Consider the following 20,587-nt stretch of genomic DNA (forward strand, 5'->3'; position numbering starts at 1 on the left):
GCAGGACGCAGTAAAAAGATTATTGGCGAATAATTATTTTTTTACTGCGTACCTGATTCCCTTGTCGGATCAGAACCACGTAGGAACCTCCGGCACCTGGCAGCGTTATTTTCTGGCGGTGATAGCCTGCTCCTTCGACTACTTTTTTGTACCACGAACGCCCCAACTGATCGGCGATCGATAGTTCGCTATCCATCGGTTGAGACGTGTAAAAAGAGACCTCAAACTCCCGGTCAATTGGAATCGGCGTTACCTTGAAATCGGACTCATCCAGTTCAATCGCTTCCGAGGCAATCAACCGGGCGTTGGGAGCACAAATTAATGTTTTTGGCGACCAGGACAATGTAAATGTGCTGTTTTGTACTTTGGCACTGATCAGATACGACACCCCGGTTTTGATCGAAGCCGGGGTCGTAAAACTATACCCGTGATTGCCATTGCCCTTGCCGGCAGCCGCAAGGTCAGCGCGGTAAAGGTCCGCTTTGGTGGTTCCGATCGATATTCCATTGGCAAAGAATTCGAGCATCACAGGATCATTGGGCTTGTTGCGATCCCACACCCAGCCGCGAATCGAACCACATTCAACTTTATCCAGATAGCCTTCGAAATTACCGGTGACGGTAACCGGAGGGCTGGGAACGGGATTAACCTGTATGGTAAGAGCGGATGACGGCACACTTTTACAGGCATCCGTTTGTTTGCAGATGGCGGTATAACTTGTGGTAGCCGTCGGCGTTACAGACACCGGAGAGCCCGTTTGGTTGGTGCTCCAGACAACGGTGTGTGCGCAATTACCGGCGGTCAGGGTGACACTTTGTCCGGCGGTTATGGATAAGGAACTGGCACTGATGGTTGGCGCATTGGGTGGAACACAGGCCGTTGGTGGAGAAGAGGCTACATCCGGTTTTTTTAGTAGAATAACCGATGACCAGGGTGCCAGGGTACCGATTCCCTGGTAGGTTCGGTTTTCAAGATCGACGAAAGTGCCACTCGGCAAGTTGAAGCCTTTGCTAACCGATGAAGCGTTGTATTCAAACCGGATGACATCGTCGGGATTTGTGAAAGAAAGATCAGCTTCGACTACCTGCAGATTATCGACAAAAAAAGTACCGTCGGCCTGGTCAACCTGAAAAACTAAAAAAGCATTGCTTTCCGAAACGGGAACCGAAAAAGCAAACTCATTTTCAGTTCTGGATGTACTTAAACTGCAATGGTAACGTGGTGTTAGATCATTGTAAGGCGAATCACGCTTTCTCAGATAAACCTGAAAATTTCGCTGATTTCGCGTACCCAGTAGGCTGAATTTAAGAATATATTTCTTTCCGGCACTTACCGCTCCAATTTCCATGGTAATCAAGGCACTCCGGTCTTTAACCGAAGGATTAATGGTTGTATTGAAAGTGGCCTTCATACAGCCTGCGTCCAAACCGCCCGCATTGCTCCAGCCCAGTGCAATATTGCCTGACTGCGACCAACTGTAAGCGTTGTTGATATGACTCGTAAAGCTGCCATTGGGAAACTTATTATTTCCTATCAAGGTGTTGAATCGGTATGCAGGGATGGCAACTGGCGCTTTCCTGGAATTGGCATCAAGGTTGAATGCCGTCTTCCAGTCGGAGAGGGTATAAATTCCGGAACCGCCTGAATTGGAATTTGCATTGATTACAAATCCATCGTCAAGAGGACGAGAATAAAAATTATTATCGAACGTGCCGAATTGTTTGATGTCGTTTAAATCAGTAACAATTCGGGAAGCTAGTTGATCGCTATTTCTGGCAAAAAACTTATTTTGATTGATGGAATTATTTCGAATCTGATGGCCCCCGTTTTGCTGCATAAACAACTGCCATTCATTACCGAACAACGTATTGCCCGACACGTCGATGTGATTTGCATTGTGCAGGAATATGCCGCTCCCGTTGCAAAAAGCCACCGTATTGCCCTTGACTTCAACTGAACCCGTATTATCATCCATATAAATGCCGTGCGAAGTAAGGTCTGCGGGTTTCGACGTGCCACCACCGGCGCCGATTCCGTTCAAGACGATGTTGTTCAGTACCTTAGATCCTTTTTCCGGGTAAGTTGCATCGCCATTCCAGGTGTAAATTCCTCCGCCATCGTCTTTCACCAGATTAAAGTTCGAGACAAAATTATTTTGTAAAATGGTGTAATCCCCTTCAAACCGGAGCGCTGAATACCCTGTGTTGGTAACCGTGTTTTTTTCTACCAGATTACCCGAACCCCGAATGATTACTGCCTGATACGTATCATCTCCATTTGATCCCATACCGCTTATTACTCCGGTATTGGTAATGGTGTTGTTACGCAGAATCGCTTTGGTTGCAGCGGTAAGATAAATTCCATTATTGCCCGAATTTAAAATTTCTGTATTCTCAATCAGGACCGACGTATTGTTCTGGCCAACGATGCCATTGATGCCGGATGTTATCGTGCAGTTGCTCACGGTTATGGTGGATGTGCCCGACAACTCAAAGCCGTTGGTATTGGCTCCTTCAAGTTGCAGGTTTTGGAATTTTATATAATTTTTACCCACAATTTGAATCAGGGTATTAACGAACGAAACCTTAATTTTTTGATTATTCGGATTGATACCGGAATTTAGAAATAGAGAGACTTTTTTCGTGGCTTTGTTTAAATACCATTCCCCCGTTTTATCCAGGGTAGACCGGTGATTTTGAATAAAATATCCAAAGTTATCTTCAGCCTGATAAGGTGACGAACCTGTATACGTAAGCGAGGTGCCCGAATGCTGGGTAATAATCCCTTTATCCAGGATCCACCGGTTTTTACGGATGACGACTTCCGCTCCGGTCCAACTGGGACTGGACGCTAACTGGTTATCCGTAATTCGCGTATTGCCACTATGACTTTCGTACGTTAGGTAGCCTTTATTCGCAGCGTCGGCATTCGGGTAGCGGCCCATCGGTTCTATCTTGCCATCGATGGTAAGAATGTTGACGCTACTCGTTAAACTGCTATTCGTTGTTTCCCATATGCCACTGCCAACCGAGGTCCAACCACCTAGATTGATAAATCCAGAAATCACCGGTTTCGCTCCTGAGCCATAATCGCCCAGTACGATGGGCAGATTTGGTGAGCCGGATTTTCCGATTATAATCTGGCCATAAAAGGTTTCTCCCCTTTTGAATAATATGGCATCACCCGGTTGTAAATTAGGGAAATAGGCATTGAGTTTTGCAATGGTTTTCCAGGGCGTAGCGGTATTTTGAGCCTGGGAACTGGTCCGGGAATCATCACCGGTTAGGGAGGAGAAATAATACGTTGCTGCCTTTACCGAAACAAAACAATTTATAAAAATAGCAAGAAAAAATAGCCTCATAAAAGTATATTGATTGCCTGTTTATCCGTTCAATTTCAAAGTATTATGGTATCATTATAAGACAGCAAAGCAGATGCCAAAATGATGGATCAGGAAACAGGTAAATCGTTTATTTTACATTATTAAAAGTAAAGGTCAGTCGCCAATAGATCGAACGGAAAACGCCGTCAGCGAAGGATTAACTCATCCTTCGCTGACGGCGGATCTTATTTTTTTGGTTACTTTTTGATTAGACTTTCTCCTCAGTATAACACCCACGTATCTTTTCCACCCCCGCCCTGTGACGAGTTGACCACCAGCGAGCCTTTGCGCAGGGCGACGCGGGTAAGTCCGCCCGGAATCACGTTGATGCCGTCACCGTAGAGGATGTAGGGCCGGAAATCGACGTGGCGTCCTTCCGTGTGGTCGCCGACGATGGTTGGAACGCGGGAAAGCGAAATCGTCGGCTGGGCAATGTAGTTGCGGGGGTTTTCCTTGATCTTTTTCCGGAACAGCTTGTGGTCGGCTTTCGTCGCTTTCGGGCCAATCAGCATACCGTAGCCACCGGCTTCGTTGGCTTCTTTCACCACCAGTTGCTCGATGTTTTCCATGACGTATTTGCAATCTTCCTCCTCCCGGCAAATGTAGGTTTTTACATTCGGGATGATGGCTTCTTCGCCCAGGTAGTATTTGATGATGCGCGGAACGTAGGCATAAATCACCTTGTCATCAGCCACGCCGGTGCCGGGCGCATTGGCCAGCGCCACCCGTCCTTTTTTGTACACTTCGAAGATGCCCGGTATGCCAATCAGAGATTCCGGATTGAAAACGTGGGGGTCGAGGAACGTGTCGTCGATCCGGCGGTAGATCACATCCACCGTCTGGAAACCCTTGGTGGTGCGCATCTTGACATAGCCGCCCGAAACGACCAGATCGCGGGAGTCGACCAGTTCGACGCCCATCTGCTGGGCCAGGTACGAATGCTCGAAATAAGCGGAATTATAAATACCGGGGGTAAGCACCACTACGGTAGGATCGGGCCGGTCGGCAATGTGTTGCAGTAATTGCAGCAGGCGGGTCGGATAATCGGAAACCGGCCGAACGCCCGTGCGGGCCAGCACCTCGGGAAACGTCTGCTTCGACAATTCGCGGTTTTCGAGCATATACGATACGCCCGACGGACAACGGAGGTTGTCTTCCAGGACCATAAACTCCCCGTCTTCACCCCGAATCAGGTCGGTCCCGGTAATGTGACACCAAATGTCTTTCGGCGGTTTGAGGCCCATGCAGGCCGGGAGAAAACACTTACTCGACTCGATCAGGTCGCGCGGCACCACGTTATCGTTCAGAATGTGCTGATCGTTGTAGACATCGTGAATGAACATGTTAATCGCCTGGATTCGCTGAATCAACCCGCGTTCCACCCGGTTCCATTCTTCCGACGGAATCACCCGCGGAATGATGTCGATGGGCATGATGCGTTCGGTTCCTTCCCCTTCCGAATAGACGTTGAAGGTAATCCCCATCGACATCAGTGCCCGCTCGGCCGCATGTTGGCGGGAAATGACATCTTCACGGCTCAACTGCTCCACCCGCTGTTTAAACTGTTCGTAGCCGGAGCGAACCTGACCGTCGGCCGTAAACATTTCATCAAAAAAATTATCCGTCTGATAGTCAGTGAATGAGAAAGAATTTCCCTGTGCTTGCGACTGTGTTTGGTTTCCTTGTGACTGCGATTGAAATTGCATAGGTGGGCTGGTGATTTTGGCGAATAAACCCTTAAAATTGCAATAATATACAAAATTATATATGGTTGGCGTTGAAAGGAGATAGTTTATTATTTATTTCGGTGAATCAATTCCGGATTTACCGTTCAGTAACTGTCTCTTCATTTCCGTAAACATCCTGTATCTTTAAAGGCTCAACAACGCATAAAAAGTTTGAATCATGTCTATTACTAGTTGAATGAGAGAGAGATACGGTCGACTACTCGCAACGTTGGCAATTCTGGGAATTTCGGTTCCGGGCAGTAGCCAATACCTGATGGGAATTGCCAACAGCAATTATGGCGGAACCCAGTCCATCTATCGTCATCCGTCGGAGGCTGCCGATTCCCGATACCGGTTCTACCTGAATCTGGCATCCGTCGATCTGTATGCTTCCAATAATCACGTGCGTTGGGTGGCCCCTTTTTCAGTGGTGCGCTACATGACCGGACAAATTCCGGACCAATACCGGAGTGAGCGCGGGAAGAGCCTGGGCCGAACCGGTTACCTCAAAGAGCAGTTAAATGGCCGCGACAAGCGGTTATCCTTTGGGGGGGAAGTCCGGGGACCGTCGGCACTCATCACCCTGAACGACCGGTTTGGCATTGCCTTTTCGACGCGGGTCAGAACGGCTGTCACCTACCGGAACACGTCGGAGGCCACCGCCCGGCTGATGTTGTACGGTACGCAGATTGTTGAACTTCAACGGGTTCTGAACGAAAACCAGCATGGTATGGCCAATGTCAACGGCTATGGCGAACTGGCCGCGACGTTCGGAGCGGTTATTTTTGATAACGACGACCGGTTTTTAAAAGCAGGGGTGACCATTAAACGGGAAGTTGGATTCTACAACGCCCACGTTCGGGTCGACGATGGAACCCACCAGATTGTTCGGGACCCCAGTCTCTCCGGGTTTCAGGCCCTGCGCATTCGCCAGTTCAACGGTGCTTATGGCTACACCAGCGAGCTGGCCTTTCAACGTGCGGGCTTTTCGCCGGGCTGGTTGTTCGGAAAACAGTCGGCCGGTGGTGGCTGGGGATTCGACCTCGGCATGACCTACGAATACCGTCCGAACTTCCGCAAGTATACGTACCGGGAAAAGGGGGAACTGCGCCGGGATCCGACCAAAAACAAATACCTCTTTCGCATCTCGGCTTCGCTGGTCGATCTGGGGGGAATCCGGTTCAGGAACCCGGAAATGGTCAATCTGTACCCGGTTTCGGTAACCAACAGGCTCATCACCAATACAACCTTCGCGGGGGCCAAATCTCCCGATGCCATCAACGAACGGATCGTGAATACGCTGATGTTACCGCTGATGGAAAAGACGACCTCGTACCGCTCCGGTTTGCCAACGGCCCTCAATGTGAGTGCTGATTATCAGGTGAAAAATAACCTCTACGTCGGCCTTTTGTGGACCCAGAGTCTGGTGCCATCCAACGCTGTCGCCATGATTGCGCCCTCGATGGTGGCCGTGGTTCCCCGGTGGGAGAGCCGTTGGGCCGAGGTGTCGATGCCGGTGGCTTTGCAGGACAATTATTCCATGCCGACGATTGGTCTGGCGCTGCGGGCGGGACCGGTTTTTGCCGGCACCGATCACCTGGGCGGACTGGCAAACATCGGCAATCCGCGCGGGGCGAATTTTTACGCCGGGGCCACCATTCCGCTCTTTCGCCGGGGACCCAAAAACCCGACCGACTGTTATTTTCCCCCGCAGGAAGGCGGCTATTGGAAACGATTCGGCAGAAAGCGGTAAGCCGTTACTTCCGAAGCAAATACCGGTAAAAGAACGACTCCCGTTTGCCGACATACTGGAGGGCATAATCCGTGTCGGCATCGATGGCTTCGTGCGGTTTCATCCGGCTCATATCGGCTTCCCCGAAATTGGTAGTAGCGTTGGCCATCGAGCGTTCGATGGGCTGCGGAACGTGGATCGACCAGATTTTGTAGGCCAGAACCCGCAGCGGCACATACAGCCCGATCATGACCCAGACAGCAAAGACCCAACCGGCCATTGTTCGTTTTGAGGTGCGGTACCAATGCACCAGTCCGTTGGCAAGAGCCAGATAGTACACGAATTGGGCCGGAATCATCGTGCGGTTTTGGAAGTCGTTCCAGCGCCCCATATAGATCAAACTGAGTAGTTGAATGGTGAGGGCGGCTGTGAAAGCCACTTTTACCCAAACCGTGTTTTCGTTCGATTGCCGGATATACCAGCGGTAGAGGAAGACGCCCACCCAGAGTTGCAATCCCCAGAACAAGAAGTACAAGAGCACATCAGCGGGTTTATTGAAAGCTTCAAACAGAAAACCGGCATACGGTATCGGCTCATGGGCCTGGTAAAAGAAGCCCAGAAGCACGCATATTGCCAGACAATTGCCCAGAAAAACCGGTTGCCACCAGGCCGAAACCGTAAACACGTTGCGTTGCGTAAACAGCAACCAGAAACCCAGTCCAATGCTGACAAAAGGCGACCACAAGAGGGTGGCCGCCACGACAAAAGCGAGGGCGACGGGCGAGGCATTCCGGCGTTGCCAATGAACGATCAGGCCGATGGCAATCCAGCCACCGAGGGCATGTTGCGGAACCGCCTGTAGCTGCATGACGAGGGGAGCGGGGTCGAGACTCTGCGCCCAGTTGTGGTTGCTGAACGCCAGCCGGGGTGTTTCGTAGCGGGTGTAGCCCGGAATCTGGTTGGTAAAAACGGCAGTGAGCCAGCGGGCAGCATCCCAGTTAAAATCAATGAATAACGACCAGACCAGCCGAAAAGCCACTTCGACGCCGGACAGAAACGGCAATCCCACGGCAATCCAGACCCTGATTTTTTTGCTCAGCCGGGCCGCCCAGCTAAACGCCAGGAGTACGCCCAGCCAGCCCCACAGGAAAGAAATCCATTCCGCCGATTGAAATGACAGATGGGCCGCTTTGGCAATGGCTGCGGTTGGCAAATAATAGGCGATGTAATAACACAGGAAGGGATTGTCGAGACGCGGATTCTGGTACAAAACCGGCCAGGGACGGGTGATGAGGTCGTGGAAAAGCAGATTGTGTTTGTCGTAATCGCCATACTGCGGTACGAAGGCTCCGATACCGCTCACCCACGTCCAGAACAAGGCACCCGATGCCAGAATCAGCCACTCGGCTCGGGAAAAAGGCATCGGCGATTCGCTGGAAAAAACCGGTTGGCGGATGAATTGCCAGACGCCTAGCGCAATCAGAACCGATAAGGGAAGGGCAATCAGGGGAATAATCCAGAAGAGTAAAAACAGGCAAACCGGGACATATAGATAACCGAGTGAAACAAGCGTTAATCGATCGGTTTTCATCGCGGAAGCTGGGCCTGTGGAAAGATGGATGTGATGTTGTATGAACAAAAGTAAAAAAGGCCGGGCGGATTTTTGGCGTTTTGATTATATTCGCTCAAGTGAAAATCGCCATGCAACACACTACGGCTACGGCATTTCCTCAGACATTCGATGAATTCCTGACGTGGGAACCCGTCGATGGGTATAAATATGAATGGAAAGATGGGGAAATGATCCGATTCTCTGGTTTATCGAAAACACAATATTTTGTATACAATGTCCTGAATAAATTTTTTTACGAAAGAGATTATTACAAAACCGGAATTCTCATCACAATACCTGACGTCATGCTTACTGCTCTCCAAATGCGTCGGCCCGATATTGCTTATTTTACAAAAGAACAAATACAACGCGGTCGGCAAGGCGAAGATGTAATCCCGGCTTTTGTCGTCGAGGTGCTGTCTGAAACAGACCAGGCGTATCGAATTGAAGAAAAAATTGCCGAATACTTCAAAGCAGGTGTGCAGGTGGTCTGGAACATCTTTCCGGAATCTGAGGTCGTCTACGTCTACACATCCCGCAAACACGTCACCATTTGCCTTGAAAGTGATGTCTGTTCAGCCGCCCCGGTATTACCCGATTTTTCGATCTGTGTGAATGATTTGTTTGCACCTACCCCAGTTTAAACGATAAAACCGCCATCCCCACGAGTGTTGAAAATGGCGGTTTTACGTACCAACGGACTTTATTCCGTAGAACTTACAAAATAAACTGGCTCAAATCCCGGTTTTTCACCAGCTCGTTCAGTTTATCCGAAACCATTTCTTTGGTAATGACTACTTTAGAACCTGCGCCAATGACGTCCGGAATGTCGAACATGAAATCGTTCAATAAATGGCTCATGACGGTTTGGAGACGGCGGGCACCAATGTTTTCGACTTCGGAATTGACCTGAAACGCGATCCGGGCAATTTCGCGCAGCGAATCTTCGTCGAAGGTCAGCTCGACCTGCTCCGATTCCATCATGGCGACGTATTGCTTGGTCAACGCATTTTTCGGGGCCTTCAGAATTTGGAAAAAATCATCTTCCGACAAGCTCTGCAACTCCACCCGAATCGGGAAACGGCCCTGTAACTCCGGAATCAGATCCGACGGTTTCGAGACGTGAAACGCCCCGGCGGCCACGAACAGGATGTGGTCGGTGTTGATGCTTCCGTATTTGGTATTGACGGTTGTTCCTTCCACAATCGGCAGCATATCGCGCTGCACGCCCTCGCGGCTCACGTCCGGCCCACCCGAACCGCTGCCCCGGCTGGTGGCAATTTTGTCGATTTCGTCGATGAAAATGATCCCGGTATTTTCGGCTTTGCGGATGGCTTCGTCCTTCACTTCGTCCATGTCGATGAGCTTGGCGGCTTCTTCTTCCAGCATGATTTTCTTGGCTTCGGCAATGGTCACCTTGCGTTTTTTGCCGCGCCGGGGCATCATGCCGCCAATCATTTCCTGGATGTTCATCATCGACAGTTCATCCACCGTGCCGCCGATCATGCCGATGTTGGGGGCCGCATTTTGCTGTACGTCGATCTCGATTTTCCGCTCGTCCATCTCGCCTTTGCGGATTTTTTCGCGGAACCGTTCACGCGTCCGCTCGTTCAGTTCAGCGTCCGTGTCGGGAACGTCATTTTTATCACTCGGCTCGTCCAGCATAAAACCGGACGGTTGTTTGATGGGCGGAATCAGAATGTCGAGGATCATGTCTTCGACAATTTGCAGCGCACGGGTTTTCACCTGCTCTTTTTTGGCGGCTTTCACCATGCTGACCGACTGCTCGACCAGGTCGCGCACCATGCTCTCGACATCGCGGCCCACATAACCCACTTCGGTAAATTTTGAGGCTTCTACTTTGGTAAACGGCGCATCGGCAATTTTGGCCAGCCGACGGGCAATCTCGGTCTTTCCGACGCCCGTGGCTCCAATCATCAGGATATTATTGGGTGTAATTTCCTGCTGCATTTCGGGCGTGCTGTTCATGCGTCGCCAGCGGTTGCGGAGGGCGATGGAGACGTATCGTTTCGCATCGTGCTGACCAATGATGTATTGATCCAGTTCCGCAACAATCTGCCGGGGGGTTAAATCTTTCAGTTCCTGTGTCGTCATTCGTAAGGTAGTTGCATGATGCAGAGGGCATGGGGTACGGGGTAAAGGATGTCGATTGTTCATTGCCCTTTGCCCGGTATCCCATGCCCTCTGTTCTTGCAAAGAAACGTAGGAAACTGCAATTTGTACCGGGATTTGGTCATTTTTTTGCCATTATTCGATTTAAGTTAATCGAAAACGACAAATGGCTGCTACCACCCACCGTCGGCGTTGCCAGGGCGCGGGCATAGGTCAACTGAAACCCTTTGGCCTGAACCGCAACGCCGAACGACAACCCGGCGGCTCCCGAACCCGTCGCCAACTTCGCTTCCTGCCGTCGCATATGATTGTAACCCGCCAGCAGGTTGACATTCCGGTGAATCAGAAACTCCAGTCCAACGGCCAGATGCCGCAGGATTTTTTCGGGAAGGGCGGTTTTCTGCGGAATGGGATTGCCGTTTAGGTCATAGGTCACGTTCAGGGCCGGGTCGTTGTAAACAATATCGAACTGGTGGAGATGGTGGGCTGTCAGGGTTGCGCGAATGGGCAAATGCTCCGGTTTTACCGTCACACCGGCTTGTAAATCGAACGGCAAATCCGGCGATTGTCCGGGCAAATCCGTTTTCAGACGAAAACCGGCATTTTTAGCCACTAACCCAAAAATGAGTTCTTTTTTGGGGTGACGCCATGTTCCGCCAACGTCGAACAAAACCGAAAAAGCCGAGTAGGTTTCGATGGACGAACCAACGGCCTTGAGCGTTGCGCCCAGCGAGAAATTGCCTTCCGTTCGGGCGTGCGTCAGGCTCAGGGCGTAATCACTGGACGTGAAGGTTCCGGTTGGGTTGCCCAGCAAATCCGTCTGGTCGAACGTGCCGTAGGTCAGGTATTGTAAACCGGCAGCCCACTGGCCTTTGGTTTTGATGGGTAAACCGTATTGCAGTGTGATAAACCGGGTGTCGGCGAAATAGGGGACAAAAGTCATGGCCAGTTGGTTGCGGCTCGACGAATCGAGCAAAGCCGGATTTTGGAGAAAAAATAGCGCCCCCGGTTGGGTATTCGAGGCCGCCAGCCCCCCCAGAGCGGCTATGCGGGCGTGGGTCGGAACGTTTAGAAAAGTGAAACCCGCCTGCCCGCCTGGGGGCTGGGCTATGACAATACCTGGAATCAGCAAGAAGAAAAACAGGAAAAGCGATTTCAAAGGCTGTTCTTTAGTTCACGAACCGCTTGCACGTCGGGTTGCTAAAATACAATTCTTACGGGATCAAGCAAAATTGCTTTGAATCAACACTTATGTCTGATAAAGCTTACGCTCTCGTTTTTTGCCCCTAAATCCCCTAAAGGGGACTTTTTTGCATCTGGATTGAGCTGTGTCCAAGTCCCCTTTAGGGGATTTAGGGGCAAAAGGCGAAAGTCCTGGTAATAATTGACCGAAATTATTTACATTGGCCGGGTATAGCAAGTCAAGCTGAACAGCCGGTTTTTCATTTCTTATTGTAACCTTGTCTCGTATGAAAAAAATAGTCGTCATCGCACTGATTGGTCTCGTATTCCGTACCGCTTCTTCCGTTCAGGCGCAAAAAATCGAACTGACACCCGTCTGGGAAACGGATACGACGCTGCGGACTCCCGAGAGCGTTTTCTTTGAACCCGGCAAAAAAGTATTGTACGTCGCCTGTATCAATGGCGGTCCGTCACTGGAAAACAAAGGCAGCTACATCGCCAAAGTGGGCCTGGATGGAAAGGTGATGCAGATGAAATTTACCGAAAATCTGAATTCTACCAAAGGCATGGGCGTTTTGGGGAATAAACTGTATGTAACCGAAATGACCCAGGTCGTGGAAATCGCGCTGGCAACCGGCAAAATTCTCAACCGCTATCCCGTCGAAGGTGCCAAATTTCTCAATGATATTGCCGTCGATGCCAAAAAGGGAGTGGTCTACATCACGGATTCGGGCAACGGCAAAGTGTGGGCCTTGACCGGGGGAAAAACCAGTCTGGTTCTGGAAGGGGCTCCGCTCAAAGGCACCAATGGTCTTCTCGTGGAAAATGGTCAGGTGCTGATCGGCAATGGTGACGGTTCTTTGCTGAGCATGAATCCAACAACGAAGGAACTGAGCACGATCGCCAAAGTATCGGGTGGTATCGATGGCATTGTGGCTTTGGGAAATAAGCAGTATATCGTCACCGAGTGGGGTGGAAAGATTTGGCACGTTCAGGCAGATGGATCGACCGAGCTGAAGTTGGACACGTCAAAAGAGAAAATCAACTCGGCTGACATTGGGTATAATCCAGCTACCAAAACGCTGTTTGTTCCTACTTTTTTCCACAATACCGTAAAAGCGTATTCCCTCAAATAAACCTTACCAGCACAAGCTGTTTTGAGTTAATCGGGGAAAGCCCTGGAAGGGCGGTCTGTCAATAGGCAATAGCATACATCAGTAGTGGTAGCTCCGGAGGAGCGGCCTGAAGATATTTTTAGACCGCTCCTCCGGAACTACCACTACTGATGTATGCTATTGCCTATTGACAGGACAGGCCTCCGACCTTAATTCAAATAACTTCTTACAAGACATAACCCAACTTCAGGCCCAGCGTCGCACTCGGGAACAAGCCGCCCTGGCGGGTATTCCAGGTGCTGAACGTGTTGGGCGTAATGACATCGTCGTTGGTTGAATTCGTGAAGCGATACGGACTGACATTTCGGAAGCCCAAACCGACAAAAAAATCCAGCAGCAGACGGTTGTCGCCCGGCATGGTAAGCACATACTGACGCCCGAACTTGCAGTGAACGCCCCAAACCGTTCGGTACATCGGGAACGTGCCACGTTCGAAATAGGCACAGGTACCATCGACGCACTCCCGGCCGATGGCGGTGGTTTCCAAAACAGTGCGTTGTTTGAAGAACGTTTCGATCGCAAAATACCGGCCAATGGGCGGAGTAGCGAAATGCGGTCGGCGGTAGCCGCGATACCGTCCGGAATACCGTCGCCATTCGGCGCGGCCGCGCCAGACTTCAAAATTTTCGAAGTCGTTCCGACGCTCCGGATACAGGTTGATGGCCTTCCAGCCGTAGCCAAACTCCGCCTGAACGGTGTGCCGCCCGCCAAAAAGCCGCTCGGCACCGAACTGGACCGTATTGTCCAGATCGAACAACGCCAGTGGGGCAAATTTCACCACCCAGCGCGGAGGGTGATTCATGACCGGCGTGAGCGTATCGGGCAACATCAACGACTGAGCCAAAGCGTTCAGCGGAAGCCAGAACAACCAGAGGAAAACAGGCAGAAAACGGTATTTCATCAGTTCTCGACCGGTAATTTACTGAGCAGCGTCAGTTGTTGGGACGCATCATAGCGGTATTGAAAAATACCGTCTTTTCCGGTGACGATCAGCACCGAGCGGTTCGGGATCACGTCGTAGGAACGAATATCCTCGAAAGTTTTGATCAGTTTCAGCTTGACCGGATCGCTGGCGTCGAAGACTTTCAAACCGGCATCGCCTTCGCAAACGAACAGAAGATTGCCGTCGATGCCCAGGCCGTGCGGGTTCGTCATCGAAATCTCATTCACTTGCACGGGGTTTGCCGGATTCGAGATATCGACCACCTCAAGCCGATTGGGGCCGGTGTTGCAGGATGTTCCGCTGCGGAGGGTGACGTAGGCGTAATTCCCCTGCGCCACCACCGGATCACAACTGAAAATGTGCTGGTATAAGGCGGTTTGCTGCGGTTTGGCCGGATTTTCCAGGTTCATGATGTACATCCCGGTTTGCGTTCCGATAAACAGGTGGTTGTTGTACGGAAAAATCGTTTCGACGCCAAAACCGAGCGATACCTTGCTCAAACTGTTCGGATCGGCACTTTTTTGCACATCGTATACCTGCAAACTTTGTTGATTGACGACGTACAGGAAATTTCCCGCAACAGCAAACCTGGCCATCGAGCCGCCCGTTCCGCTGCCGCCGTTGGGATTGACGGAAGCACTGTCTTTGCTCCCCATTTCGGAACAACCGGCCAGAGCGGTCAGTCCGATCAAGATAAAAAGTAGATAATTTTTCATGGTGCAGGATCTTAGCGGTAGCATTTTGGATCGGTGAGCTGGGCGGTTTCCCAGCGAACGACCACGCCCTTTTCGGGATTGGCACATTCAAACTGCACCCCGCGTTGTTGTGGATACGACGGATAAGGGTAGGCGTCTTTTATTCGCTTTAAAACCGTTACCTTCCGGGGATCGGTGATGTCGAGGGCAACCAGATCGACGGCATTGTCGACGTAGAGCACATTTTCCTTCACGGCCATGTCGACGTTGGCGGGAACCGAAACGAAAGCCAGCTTTTCAGGAGCCGCCGGATCGCTGTTGTCGACAATGTGAATCCCTTTTCCCGGTTCGTTAATGAATAAATACGCGCCTTTGACGTAAATTTTGCCGGGATTTTTCAGCGGTTGGGGACCCAGCGTCTGGATCGTGCGGATTTCTTCGTACGTGGCATACACCGGGCGAAGGGCCTGGAATGTTCGGTCGGGGTCGCTTTCACGGTTGATTTCGCAGCCGAAAACCGCCAGCAGAAGCAGCGGGCTCAACAATCGGCGAAGGCAGAGAGGAGAGAAGAGGTTTTTCATCGGACGATGCGGTTTTTGCAACAAGGATTCAAATTCGTATAAAAACGTTGGATTCCGTAATAAAAATTATTTTTGTCGCTATACATTCAATTCAGCCCTTGCATGGACGCAGAAATTAAGTCAGCCAAAACCGAAATTCTTGATCATAAAAATGCCGAAGCCGAACTGGGCGGAGGCCAGAAGCGCATCGACGCCCAACATAAAAAAGGGAAACTCACCGCCCGCGAGCGCATTGCCCTGTTGGTCGACGAAGGGTCGTTCGAAGAAATCGGCAAGTTCGTCATGCACCGCACCCGCGACTTCGGACTCGACAAAGAACACTACCTCGGCGACGGCGTAGTGACGGGTTACGGCACCATCCACGGGCGACTGACTTACGTTTTTGCCCAGGATTTCACGGTTTTCGGGGGAGCCCTGTCCGAAACCCACGCCGAGAAGATTTGCAAGATCATGGATCTGGCCATGAAAAACGGCGCGCCGGTGGTCGGTTTGAACGATTCGGGGGGTGCCCGGATTCAGGAGGGCGTGTTGTCGCTGGCCGGTTATGCCGATATTTTTTACCGCAACACGCTGGCTTCCGGCGTCGTTCCGCAGATTTCGGCGGTGATGGGGCCGTGCGCGGGCGGGGCAGTTTATTCCCCGGCCATCACGGATTTCATTCTGATGGTTGAAAACACGTCCTACATGTTCGTGACCGGGCCGAACGTGGTGAAAACCGTGACCCACGAAACCGTGACGGCAGAGGAACTGGGTGGAGCCAGCACGCACAGTACAAAATCCGGGGTCACGCACTTTGCCTGCGCCAACGAATTGGAGTGCATTCAATACATCAAAAAGCTGTTGAGTTACGTTCCGCAAAACTGTGAGGACGACCCGATTCGGCTGCCGTATGAACCGGCGGACGAAAACCGCCCGAAACTGAACGCGATCATTCCCGAAAACCCGAATCAGCCGTACGACATGCGCGAGGTGATCGAGGAAATTGTCGATGCCGGTAGCTTTTTTGAAGTGCATAAAGCGTTTGCCGAGAACATCGTCGTCGGGTTTGCCCGGTTGGCAGGGCGCAGCATTGGCGTCGTTGGCAATCAACCGGCCATTCTGGCGGGGGTTCTGGACATCGACGCCAGCACCAAAGCCGCCCGGTTTGTACGGTTTTGCGATAGCTTCAACATTCCGCTGCTGGTGCTGGAAGACGTCCCCGGTTTTTTGCCCGGCACCGATCAGGAGTGGAACGCGATCATTACGAACGGCGCGAAACTGCTGTATGCCTTCTGCGAAGCGACGGTTCCGCGCGTGACGGTCATTACCCGGAAAGCCTATGGCGGGGCCTACGACGTGATGAATTCCAAGCACATCGGGGCCGACATGAACTACGCCTGGCCGACCGCCGAGATTGCCGTCATGGGCGCAAGTGGGGCCGCCGAGATCATTTTTAAACGCGAAATTGCCGAAGCCGCCGACCCGCAGGCCCGCTTGCAGGAAAAGGTGCTGGATTATACCAACAAGTTCGCCAATCCGTATCGGGCGGCACACCGGGGCTACATCGACGAGGTGATTTACCCCGAGCAAACCCGGCAGAAACTGATCCGGGCGTTTCAGATGCTGGAAAACAAAGTGGCGACCTTGCCGAAGAAAAAACACGGGAATATTCCGTTGTAAATCGAATCGTATAGCGAAATGGAAAAGCAGCATTTAACCTACTTCAAGATTGAGAATTTCAAGCGATTCGATTCGTTTGAAATGTCCAATCTGGGGCAATTTAATTTGATTGTCGGGGATAATAATGTAGGGAAGACGTCGGTGTTGGAGGGGGTATTATTTGATAAAAACTTGAAAGTCTTGCTTGGTTATTACTTTATGACTATGGCCTTTCGTCATTTTTTTGGAAATAATGGTACAATTGATAAAATTAAAATTCAAGAATCTGAGTTTTGGAATTATATATTCAAAGATTTTAGTAAGCCGATATTTATTGAGTTTAATAATGAAAAATTGATTCTGGAAAGTAAAAAATATGAAGAATTAAATAATCAAGAAGTTTTTTTTGCAAAAAAATATATTGTAAACGAGATTCCTAAGAATTGGTTTTCTCTGAAGAACGGCGATGCTGTACAAATTGCTCCTGCATATTTTGATGGTTTAATAAATGATTATATTCCCTTCATTCCAGCAGACTTAACTTATGGTACAGACTTAGTGGATTTTTACTATAACCATTATAATTTAGATAAAGAGTTAAGAAGGGAGCTTGAGAAAAATATTAAAGAATATATTCCAAATTTTGAAGAAATTAGGATTCATAAATTTTTTGATAAACATGAAGTTTTGTGTTTTTCATTGTCAGATAGGAATACGTTAATGCCATTAACAAGTTTTGGCGATGGTACGATAAAAATAACAAGGATATTGTTTGAAATTTTAATTAATAGGGGTGCTAGAGTCATGATTGATGAAATTGGTAATGGTATACATTTTACGAAGCTAAAGCAGTTTTGGAAACGAATTATCAGCGTATGTAGCCAAAATCGAATACAACTTTTCGCCACAACCCACAGCCTAGAATGCCAGCAAGCTTTCATTGAAGCTTTGCAGGATGACGATATGCAGCAATTTCAGGCCGATGCTCGCAACATTACAATGATTGAAGATAAAGAGGGGCAAGTGAAGGCCATCACCTACGACTTCAATCAACTCGAATATGCAATAAACATTGGCTTTAACACCCGTGGAGGAAAACTATGAGTCCGGTACAGATTTTTGTAGAAGGAGTCGCTGATCAAAAGTTTTTGCAGGACGTGATTTTTGAATGGTATGGAGTAGAAATGGCACTTGGAAGCATGTACAAAGCCGGTGATATTTTAGAACTGGAAGGTAAAGATGCATTCGATAGTGCCAATAAACGGAAAAGACTCATCCCTATATTCCAAACATTAGCGATAACCCGTAAACCGGCTTTAGTCATTTTTGACGCTGATGATTTTTCTGCCAATCACGCCAATTTGCTTGCACATAGTCAAACTCACGGGTTTAGATTTTTTCTATTTCCCAATCATGAGTTGGATGGCGATTTAGAGACCTTGCTTGAGTCGTTGATTCATCCCGGAAATCAAGTGATTTTTGATTGCTGGCAAGCGTATGAAGATTGTTTGAAATCCAAAGAAACCGCGATGACAAATACCGGCAAATTCACCACACCAGCCCGAAAAACTAAAATTTACGCCTATCTGGAAGCCTTGTTGGACGATTCTGATTCGCAAAAAGAGAAAATTAAAGAGCGAAAAAGAGATTATCGGGAAGTAAAACACTGGAATATTGCTCCAACTAATCCTGTCTTAAAACCCCTGAAAGACTTTTTAGACCCGTTTTTTGCCGTGCCTATGTAATGGCTTTTACCTAGCTGCTTCCAGCGTACCATTCGCCCGCAGTGAACCCCACTTTTCCTGTTCCCAAGCCTGCTTTGCGCACTTTTGAGGAAAGCATATTAAAATTTACTACCGTTTAGGAAAAAAAATCCACCATTCATGGGGGGAATCAACCATTTGGGTGTCATACCGGTAGTTGCAGTAGATACGGGTTCAAAAAAGAGTAGTAGATTTGCCACGAAAAAACGGACGCAACTACGTGCAACTGACTGATCAGGAATTAATTCATGCGATACGACTGGGCGACGAACCCGCGTTTGAGGCCGTGTTCCGGCAGCATTACGCACTGTTGTGCCAGTATGCCCGCACGTTCCTGCACGATTGGGATGATGCCGAAGAAGCGGTGCAGGCGGTTTTTCTGGCGGTTTGGGAAAAACGTGATACCCTGGAAATTACGGTTTCGCTGAAGTCGTATTTGTATCGTTCAGTACACAACCGCTGCCTGAACCGCATCCGGCATTTGTCGGTGCAGTCGGAACACCGCGAGCAGGCGGCTTACGAGGTCGAGATGTTCCAGTCGTCGGCGGAAGCGCCCATGCAGACGTTGATTGCCGACGAGTTGTCGGAACGTTTGCAGGTGGCCATTCAGCGGTTGCCGGAACAATGCCGGCTGGTTTTTTCGATGAGCCGGTTTGAAGAGATGAAGTACCAGGAGATTGCCGATCAACTCGGGCTTTCCATCAAAACCGTGGAAAACCAGATCGGGAAAGCCCTGCGCATTTTACGAACCGAACTGGCGGATTATCTGCCGATTTTGATGGTGCTTTTTTTAAATTAAGAAGGTAGAGGAGAGACAAGAGAATATAGACTAAAAAAACAGGTATTTCACTAAAAATCATTTTATCTCTAATCTCATGTCTTGAATCTTTACTCTAAAAAATAAATGCCTGATCAACCCGAAAACCGAATCGACGACGACCTGCTGGGGAAATTCCTGGCCGGGGAGACCGATGCTGCCGAGTCGGAACGGGTTCAGCGTTGGCTGGATCAGGACAACTCCGAGCGTCAGGAATTCGACCGCTTCGAGCGGATTTGGGATACGGCCGGGAAGCTGAGCCAGAAAGCCCAATCGCCGTCGATTCCGGTCAATACCGATGCGGCCTGGCAGAAAATGCGGGGCAAAATGCGGTCTTCGTCCGAAACCGAAGATAAACTCAGCCCGACAAAACCGGTAGAAGCCCCGCCGGAATCCGTCATAAAACCGTTGCCTGTTACGCCGGTTCGGAGCAACCGGACCCGTAGCTGGTGGCAATCGCCGGTGTGGGCCGTGGCTGCAACGGTGGTTTTGTTGTCGGGATTGCTGTGGTTTTTTACGAAAGAAACCGAAACCGTTCCGGTGGCTCAGGTGGCCGCCGTAACCGCCGATCAGAAAATTGAGAAAATTCTGCCCGATGGCAGCCGGGTTTTGTTGAACCGGGATAGTAAACTCACCTATCCCGAGTCGTTTGCCGACGATAGCCGCGAGGTCCAACTGACCGGCGAAGCCTTTTTCGATATCAAACCCGACCCAGCCAAACCCTTCCGGATTCAGGTTCGCAACACCACCGTTCAGGTGTTGGGGACGTCGTTCAGCATCCGGGCGTATACAGCGGACGTCCGTGTGGCGGTTCGTACCGGAAAAGTGAAATTTTCGACCAAAACCAAAGAAGTTACGCTGGTCAAAGATGAACAGGCGGTTTTTGACGCGAAGAAAGACACCCTCATCAAAGCACTCCGGTTCGACGCCAATACATTGTCCTTCAAAACCGGGCGGCTGGTGTTTGACAAAGAACCCCTGAGCAAAATTGTGGAGACGCTCAATGAAGTGTATCATGCTGATATTCATCTGGCAAACGAACGGTTAGGCCGTTGCGAATTTACGTCTACCCTGGCTTTCGAGAATGAAAAACTGGACAATGTCCTGTCAATTACGGCGGAAGCGATGGGTTTACTCATTAAGCGGGATGGCAACCGCATCACATTAGAGGGCAAAGCGGGCAACGAGTGCAGTAAATGAGCCAAAG

General features: G+C 50.0%; 16 protein-coding genes. 8 read left to right on the forward strand and 8 right to left on the reverse strand.

Annotated elements, in window-relative coordinates; all coding sequences use genetic code 11:
- Nucleotides 1-19 precede the first annotated feature (19 nt).
- Together ACS5NO_RS11415 and ACS5NO_RS11420 are read right to left on the reverse strand one after the other, a co-directional pair.
- On the reverse strand, nucleotides 20-3,361 hold the full coding sequence (locus ACS5NO_RS11415) for a right-handed parallel beta-helix repeat-containing protein (RefSeq protein ID WP_439415268.1): 3,342 nt from the start codon (nucleotides 3,359-3,361) through the stop codon (nucleotides 20-22).
- 242 nt (nucleotides 3,362-3,603) lie between these two features.
- Nucleotides 3,604-5,088 carry a circularly permuted type 2 ATP-grasp protein gene (locus ACS5NO_RS11420; RefSeq protein WP_138990435.1) on the reverse strand — a complete coding sequence of 495 codons (1,485 nt, stop codon included), beginning with the start codon at nucleotides 5,086-5,088 and terminating at the stop codon, nucleotides 3,604-3,606.
- Between the two features lie 217 nt (nucleotides 5,089-5,305).
- Here ACS5NO_RS11420 and ACS5NO_RS11425 point away from each other — a divergent pair, with 217 nt between their 5' ends.
- Nucleotides 5,306-6,862, forward strand: coding sequence for a DUF5723 family protein (locus ACS5NO_RS11425; RefSeq protein WP_439415269.1), 1,557 nt, complete (start codon nucleotides 5,306-5,308; stop codon nucleotides 6,860-6,862).
- 4 nt (nucleotides 6,863-6,866) lie between these two features.
- Here the strand turns inward: ACS5NO_RS11425 and ACS5NO_RS11430 are convergent, their stop codons facing one another.
- Nucleotides 6,867-8,432 carry a hypothetical protein gene (locus tag ACS5NO_RS11430; protein ID WP_439415270.1) on the reverse strand — a complete coding sequence of 522 codons (1,566 nt, stop codon included), beginning with the start codon at nucleotides 8,430-8,432 and terminating at the stop codon, nucleotides 6,867-6,869.
- A 98-nt stretch (nucleotides 8,433-8,530) separates the two neighbouring features.
- Between ACS5NO_RS11430 and ACS5NO_RS11435 the strand changes: the two genes are divergently transcribed.
- Nucleotides 8,531-9,097 (forward strand): Uma2 family endonuclease, encoded by a 567-nt coding sequence (locus tag ACS5NO_RS11435; RefSeq protein WP_439415271.1) that lies wholly within the window; start codon nucleotides 8,531-8,533, stop codon nucleotides 9,095-9,097.
- Nucleotides 9,098-9,170: 73 nt separating this feature from the next.
- On the opposite strand, the gene hslU is transcribed toward ACS5NO_RS11435, so the two are convergent.
- Together hslU and porQ are read right to left on the reverse strand one after the other, a co-directional pair.
- Nucleotides 9,171-10,568, reverse strand: coding sequence for an ATP-dependent protease ATPase subunit HslU (gene hslU / locus ACS5NO_RS11440; protein ID WP_150875121.1), 1,398 nt, complete (start codon nucleotides 10,566-10,568; stop codon nucleotides 9,171-9,173).
- A 139-nt stretch (nucleotides 10,569-10,707) separates the two neighbouring features.
- Nucleotides 10,708-11,745: a type IX secretion system protein PorQ gene (gene porQ, locus ACS5NO_RS11445; protein ID WP_439415272.1), complete on the reverse strand. Its 1,038-nt coding sequence runs from the start codon at nucleotides 11,743-11,745 to the stop codon at nucleotides 10,708-10,710.
- Between the two features lie 310 nt (nucleotides 11,746-12,055).
- Between porQ and ACS5NO_RS11450 the strand changes: the two genes are divergently transcribed.
- Nucleotides 12,056-12,904: an NHL repeat-containing protein gene (locus ACS5NO_RS11450; protein WP_150875119.1), complete on the forward strand. Its 849-nt coding sequence runs from the start codon at nucleotides 12,056-12,058 to the stop codon at nucleotides 12,902-12,904.
- 205 nt (nucleotides 12,905-13,109) lie between these two features.
- On the opposite strand, the gene ACS5NO_RS11455 is transcribed toward ACS5NO_RS11450, so the two are convergent.
- The 3 genes from ACS5NO_RS11455 to ACS5NO_RS11465 are packed head-to-tail and all read right to left on the reverse strand — an operon-like array spanning nucleotide 13,110 to nucleotide 15,162.
- Nucleotides 13,110-13,844, reverse strand: a complete 735-nt coding sequence (locus ACS5NO_RS11455) for a hypothetical protein (RefSeq protein ID WP_439415273.1) — start codon at nucleotides 13,842-13,844, stop codon at nucleotides 13,110-13,112.
- The gene (locus ACS5NO_RS11460; RefSeq protein ID WP_439415274.1) at nucleotides 13,844-14,602 is read right to left on the reverse strand and encodes an LVIVD repeat-containing protein; all 759 of its coding nucleotides are present in this window, start codon (nucleotides 14,600-14,602) and stop codon (nucleotides 13,844-13,846) included. The genes ACS5NO_RS11455 and ACS5NO_RS11460 overlap by 1 nt, the downstream gene beginning before the upstream one ends.
- An 11-nt stretch (nucleotides 14,603-14,613) precedes the next feature.
- The gene (locus ACS5NO_RS11465) at nucleotides 14,614-15,162 is read right to left on the reverse strand and encodes an LVIVD repeat-containing protein (protein ID WP_439415275.1); all 549 of its coding nucleotides are present in this window, start codon (nucleotides 15,160-15,162) and stop codon (nucleotides 14,614-14,616) included.
- A 102-nt stretch (nucleotides 15,163-15,264) separates the two neighbouring features.
- Between ACS5NO_RS11465 and ACS5NO_RS11470 the strand changes: the two genes are divergently transcribed.
- The 5 genes from ACS5NO_RS11470 (at nucleotide 15,265) to ACS5NO_RS11490 (ending at nucleotide 20,580) form a co-directional block, all read left to right on the forward strand.
- Nucleotides 15,265-16,821 carry an acyl-CoA carboxylase subunit beta gene (locus ACS5NO_RS11470; protein ID WP_439415276.1) on the forward strand — a complete coding sequence of 519 codons (1,557 nt, stop codon included), beginning with the start codon at nucleotides 15,265-15,267 and terminating at the stop codon, nucleotides 16,819-16,821.
- Nucleotides 16,822-16,839: 18 nt separating this feature from the next.
- The gene (locus ACS5NO_RS11475; RefSeq protein ID WP_439415277.1) at nucleotides 16,840-17,904 is read left to right on the forward strand and encodes an AAA family ATPase; all 1,065 of its coding nucleotides are present in this window, start codon (nucleotides 16,840-16,842) and stop codon (nucleotides 17,902-17,904) included.
- A complete protein-coding gene (locus ACS5NO_RS11480) occupies nucleotides 17,901-18,545 on the forward strand; it encodes a DUF3226 domain-containing protein (RefSeq protein WP_439415278.1) in 645 nt (214 codons plus the stop codon). The genes ACS5NO_RS11475 and ACS5NO_RS11480 overlap by 4 nt, the downstream gene beginning before the upstream one ends.
- Before the next feature lie 211 nt (nucleotides 18,546-18,756).
- Nucleotides 18,757-19,362: an RNA polymerase sigma-70 factor gene (locus ACS5NO_RS11485; protein ID WP_439415279.1), complete on the forward strand. Its 606-nt coding sequence runs from the start codon at nucleotides 18,757-18,759 to the stop codon at nucleotides 19,360-19,362.
- A gap of 105 nt (nucleotides 19,363-19,467) precedes the next feature.
- A complete protein-coding gene (locus tag ACS5NO_RS11490) occupies nucleotides 19,468-20,580 on the forward strand; it encodes a FecR family protein (protein WP_439415280.1) in 1,113 nt (370 codons plus the stop codon).
- Nucleotides 20,581-20,587: the final 7 nt, after the last annotated feature.

The organism is Larkinella fluvii, assembly GCF_051857545.1.
GTDB lineage: Bacteria > Bacteroidota > Bacteroidia > Cytophagales > Spirosomataceae > Larkinella.

Excerpts from the sequence above, each read along its gene's own strand:
- ACS5NO_RS11415 (WP_439415268.1), bottom strand. The coding sequence starts at position 3,361 with ATGAGGCTATTTTTTCTTGCTATTTTTATAAATTGTTTTGTTTCGGTA.
- ACS5NO_RS11420 (WP_138990435.1), bottom strand. The coding sequence starts at position 5,088 with ATGCAATTTCAATCGCAGTCACAAGGAAACCAAACACAGTCGCAAGCA.
- ACS5NO_RS11425 (WP_439415269.1), top strand. The coding sequence starts at position 5,306 with ATGAGAGAGAGATACGGTCGACTACTCGCAACGTTGGCAATTCTGGGA.
- ACS5NO_RS11430 (WP_439415270.1), bottom strand. The coding sequence starts at position 8,432 with ATGAAAACCGATCGATTAACGCTTGTTTCACTCGGTTATCTATATGTC.
- hslU (WP_150875121.1), bottom strand. The coding sequence starts at position 10,568 with ATGACGACACAGGAACTGAAAGATTTAACCCCCCGGCAGATTGTTGCG.
- ACS5NO_RS11450 (WP_150875119.1), top strand. The coding sequence starts at position 12,056 with ATGAAAAAAATAGTCGTCATCGCACTGATTGGTCTCGTATTCCGTACC.
- ACS5NO_RS11455 (WP_439415273.1), bottom strand. The coding sequence starts at position 13,844 with ATGAAATACCGTTTTCTGCCTGTTTTCCTCTGGTTGTTCTGGCTTCCG.
- ACS5NO_RS11460 (WP_439415274.1), bottom strand. The coding sequence starts at position 14,602 with ATGAAAAATTATCTACTTTTTATCTTGATCGGACTGACCGCTCTGGCC.
- ACS5NO_RS11465 (WP_439415275.1), bottom strand. The coding sequence starts at position 15,162 with ATGAAAAACCTCTTCTCTCCTCTCTGCCTTCGCCGATTGTTGAGCCCG.
- ACS5NO_RS11470 (WP_439415276.1), top strand. The coding sequence starts at position 15,265 with ATGGACGCAGAAATTAAGTCAGCCAAAACCGAAATTCTTGATCATAAA.
- ACS5NO_RS11475 (WP_439415277.1), top strand. The coding sequence starts at position 16,840 with ATGGAAAAGCAGCATTTAACCTACTTCAAGATTGAGAATTTCAAGCGA.
- ACS5NO_RS11480 (WP_439415278.1), top strand. The coding sequence starts at position 17,901 with ATGAGTCCGGTACAGATTTTTGTAGAAGGAGTCGCTGATCAAAAGTTT.
- ACS5NO_RS11490 (WP_439415280.1), top strand. The coding sequence starts at position 19,468 with ATGCCTGATCAACCCGAAAACCGAATCGACGACGACCTGCTGGGGAAA.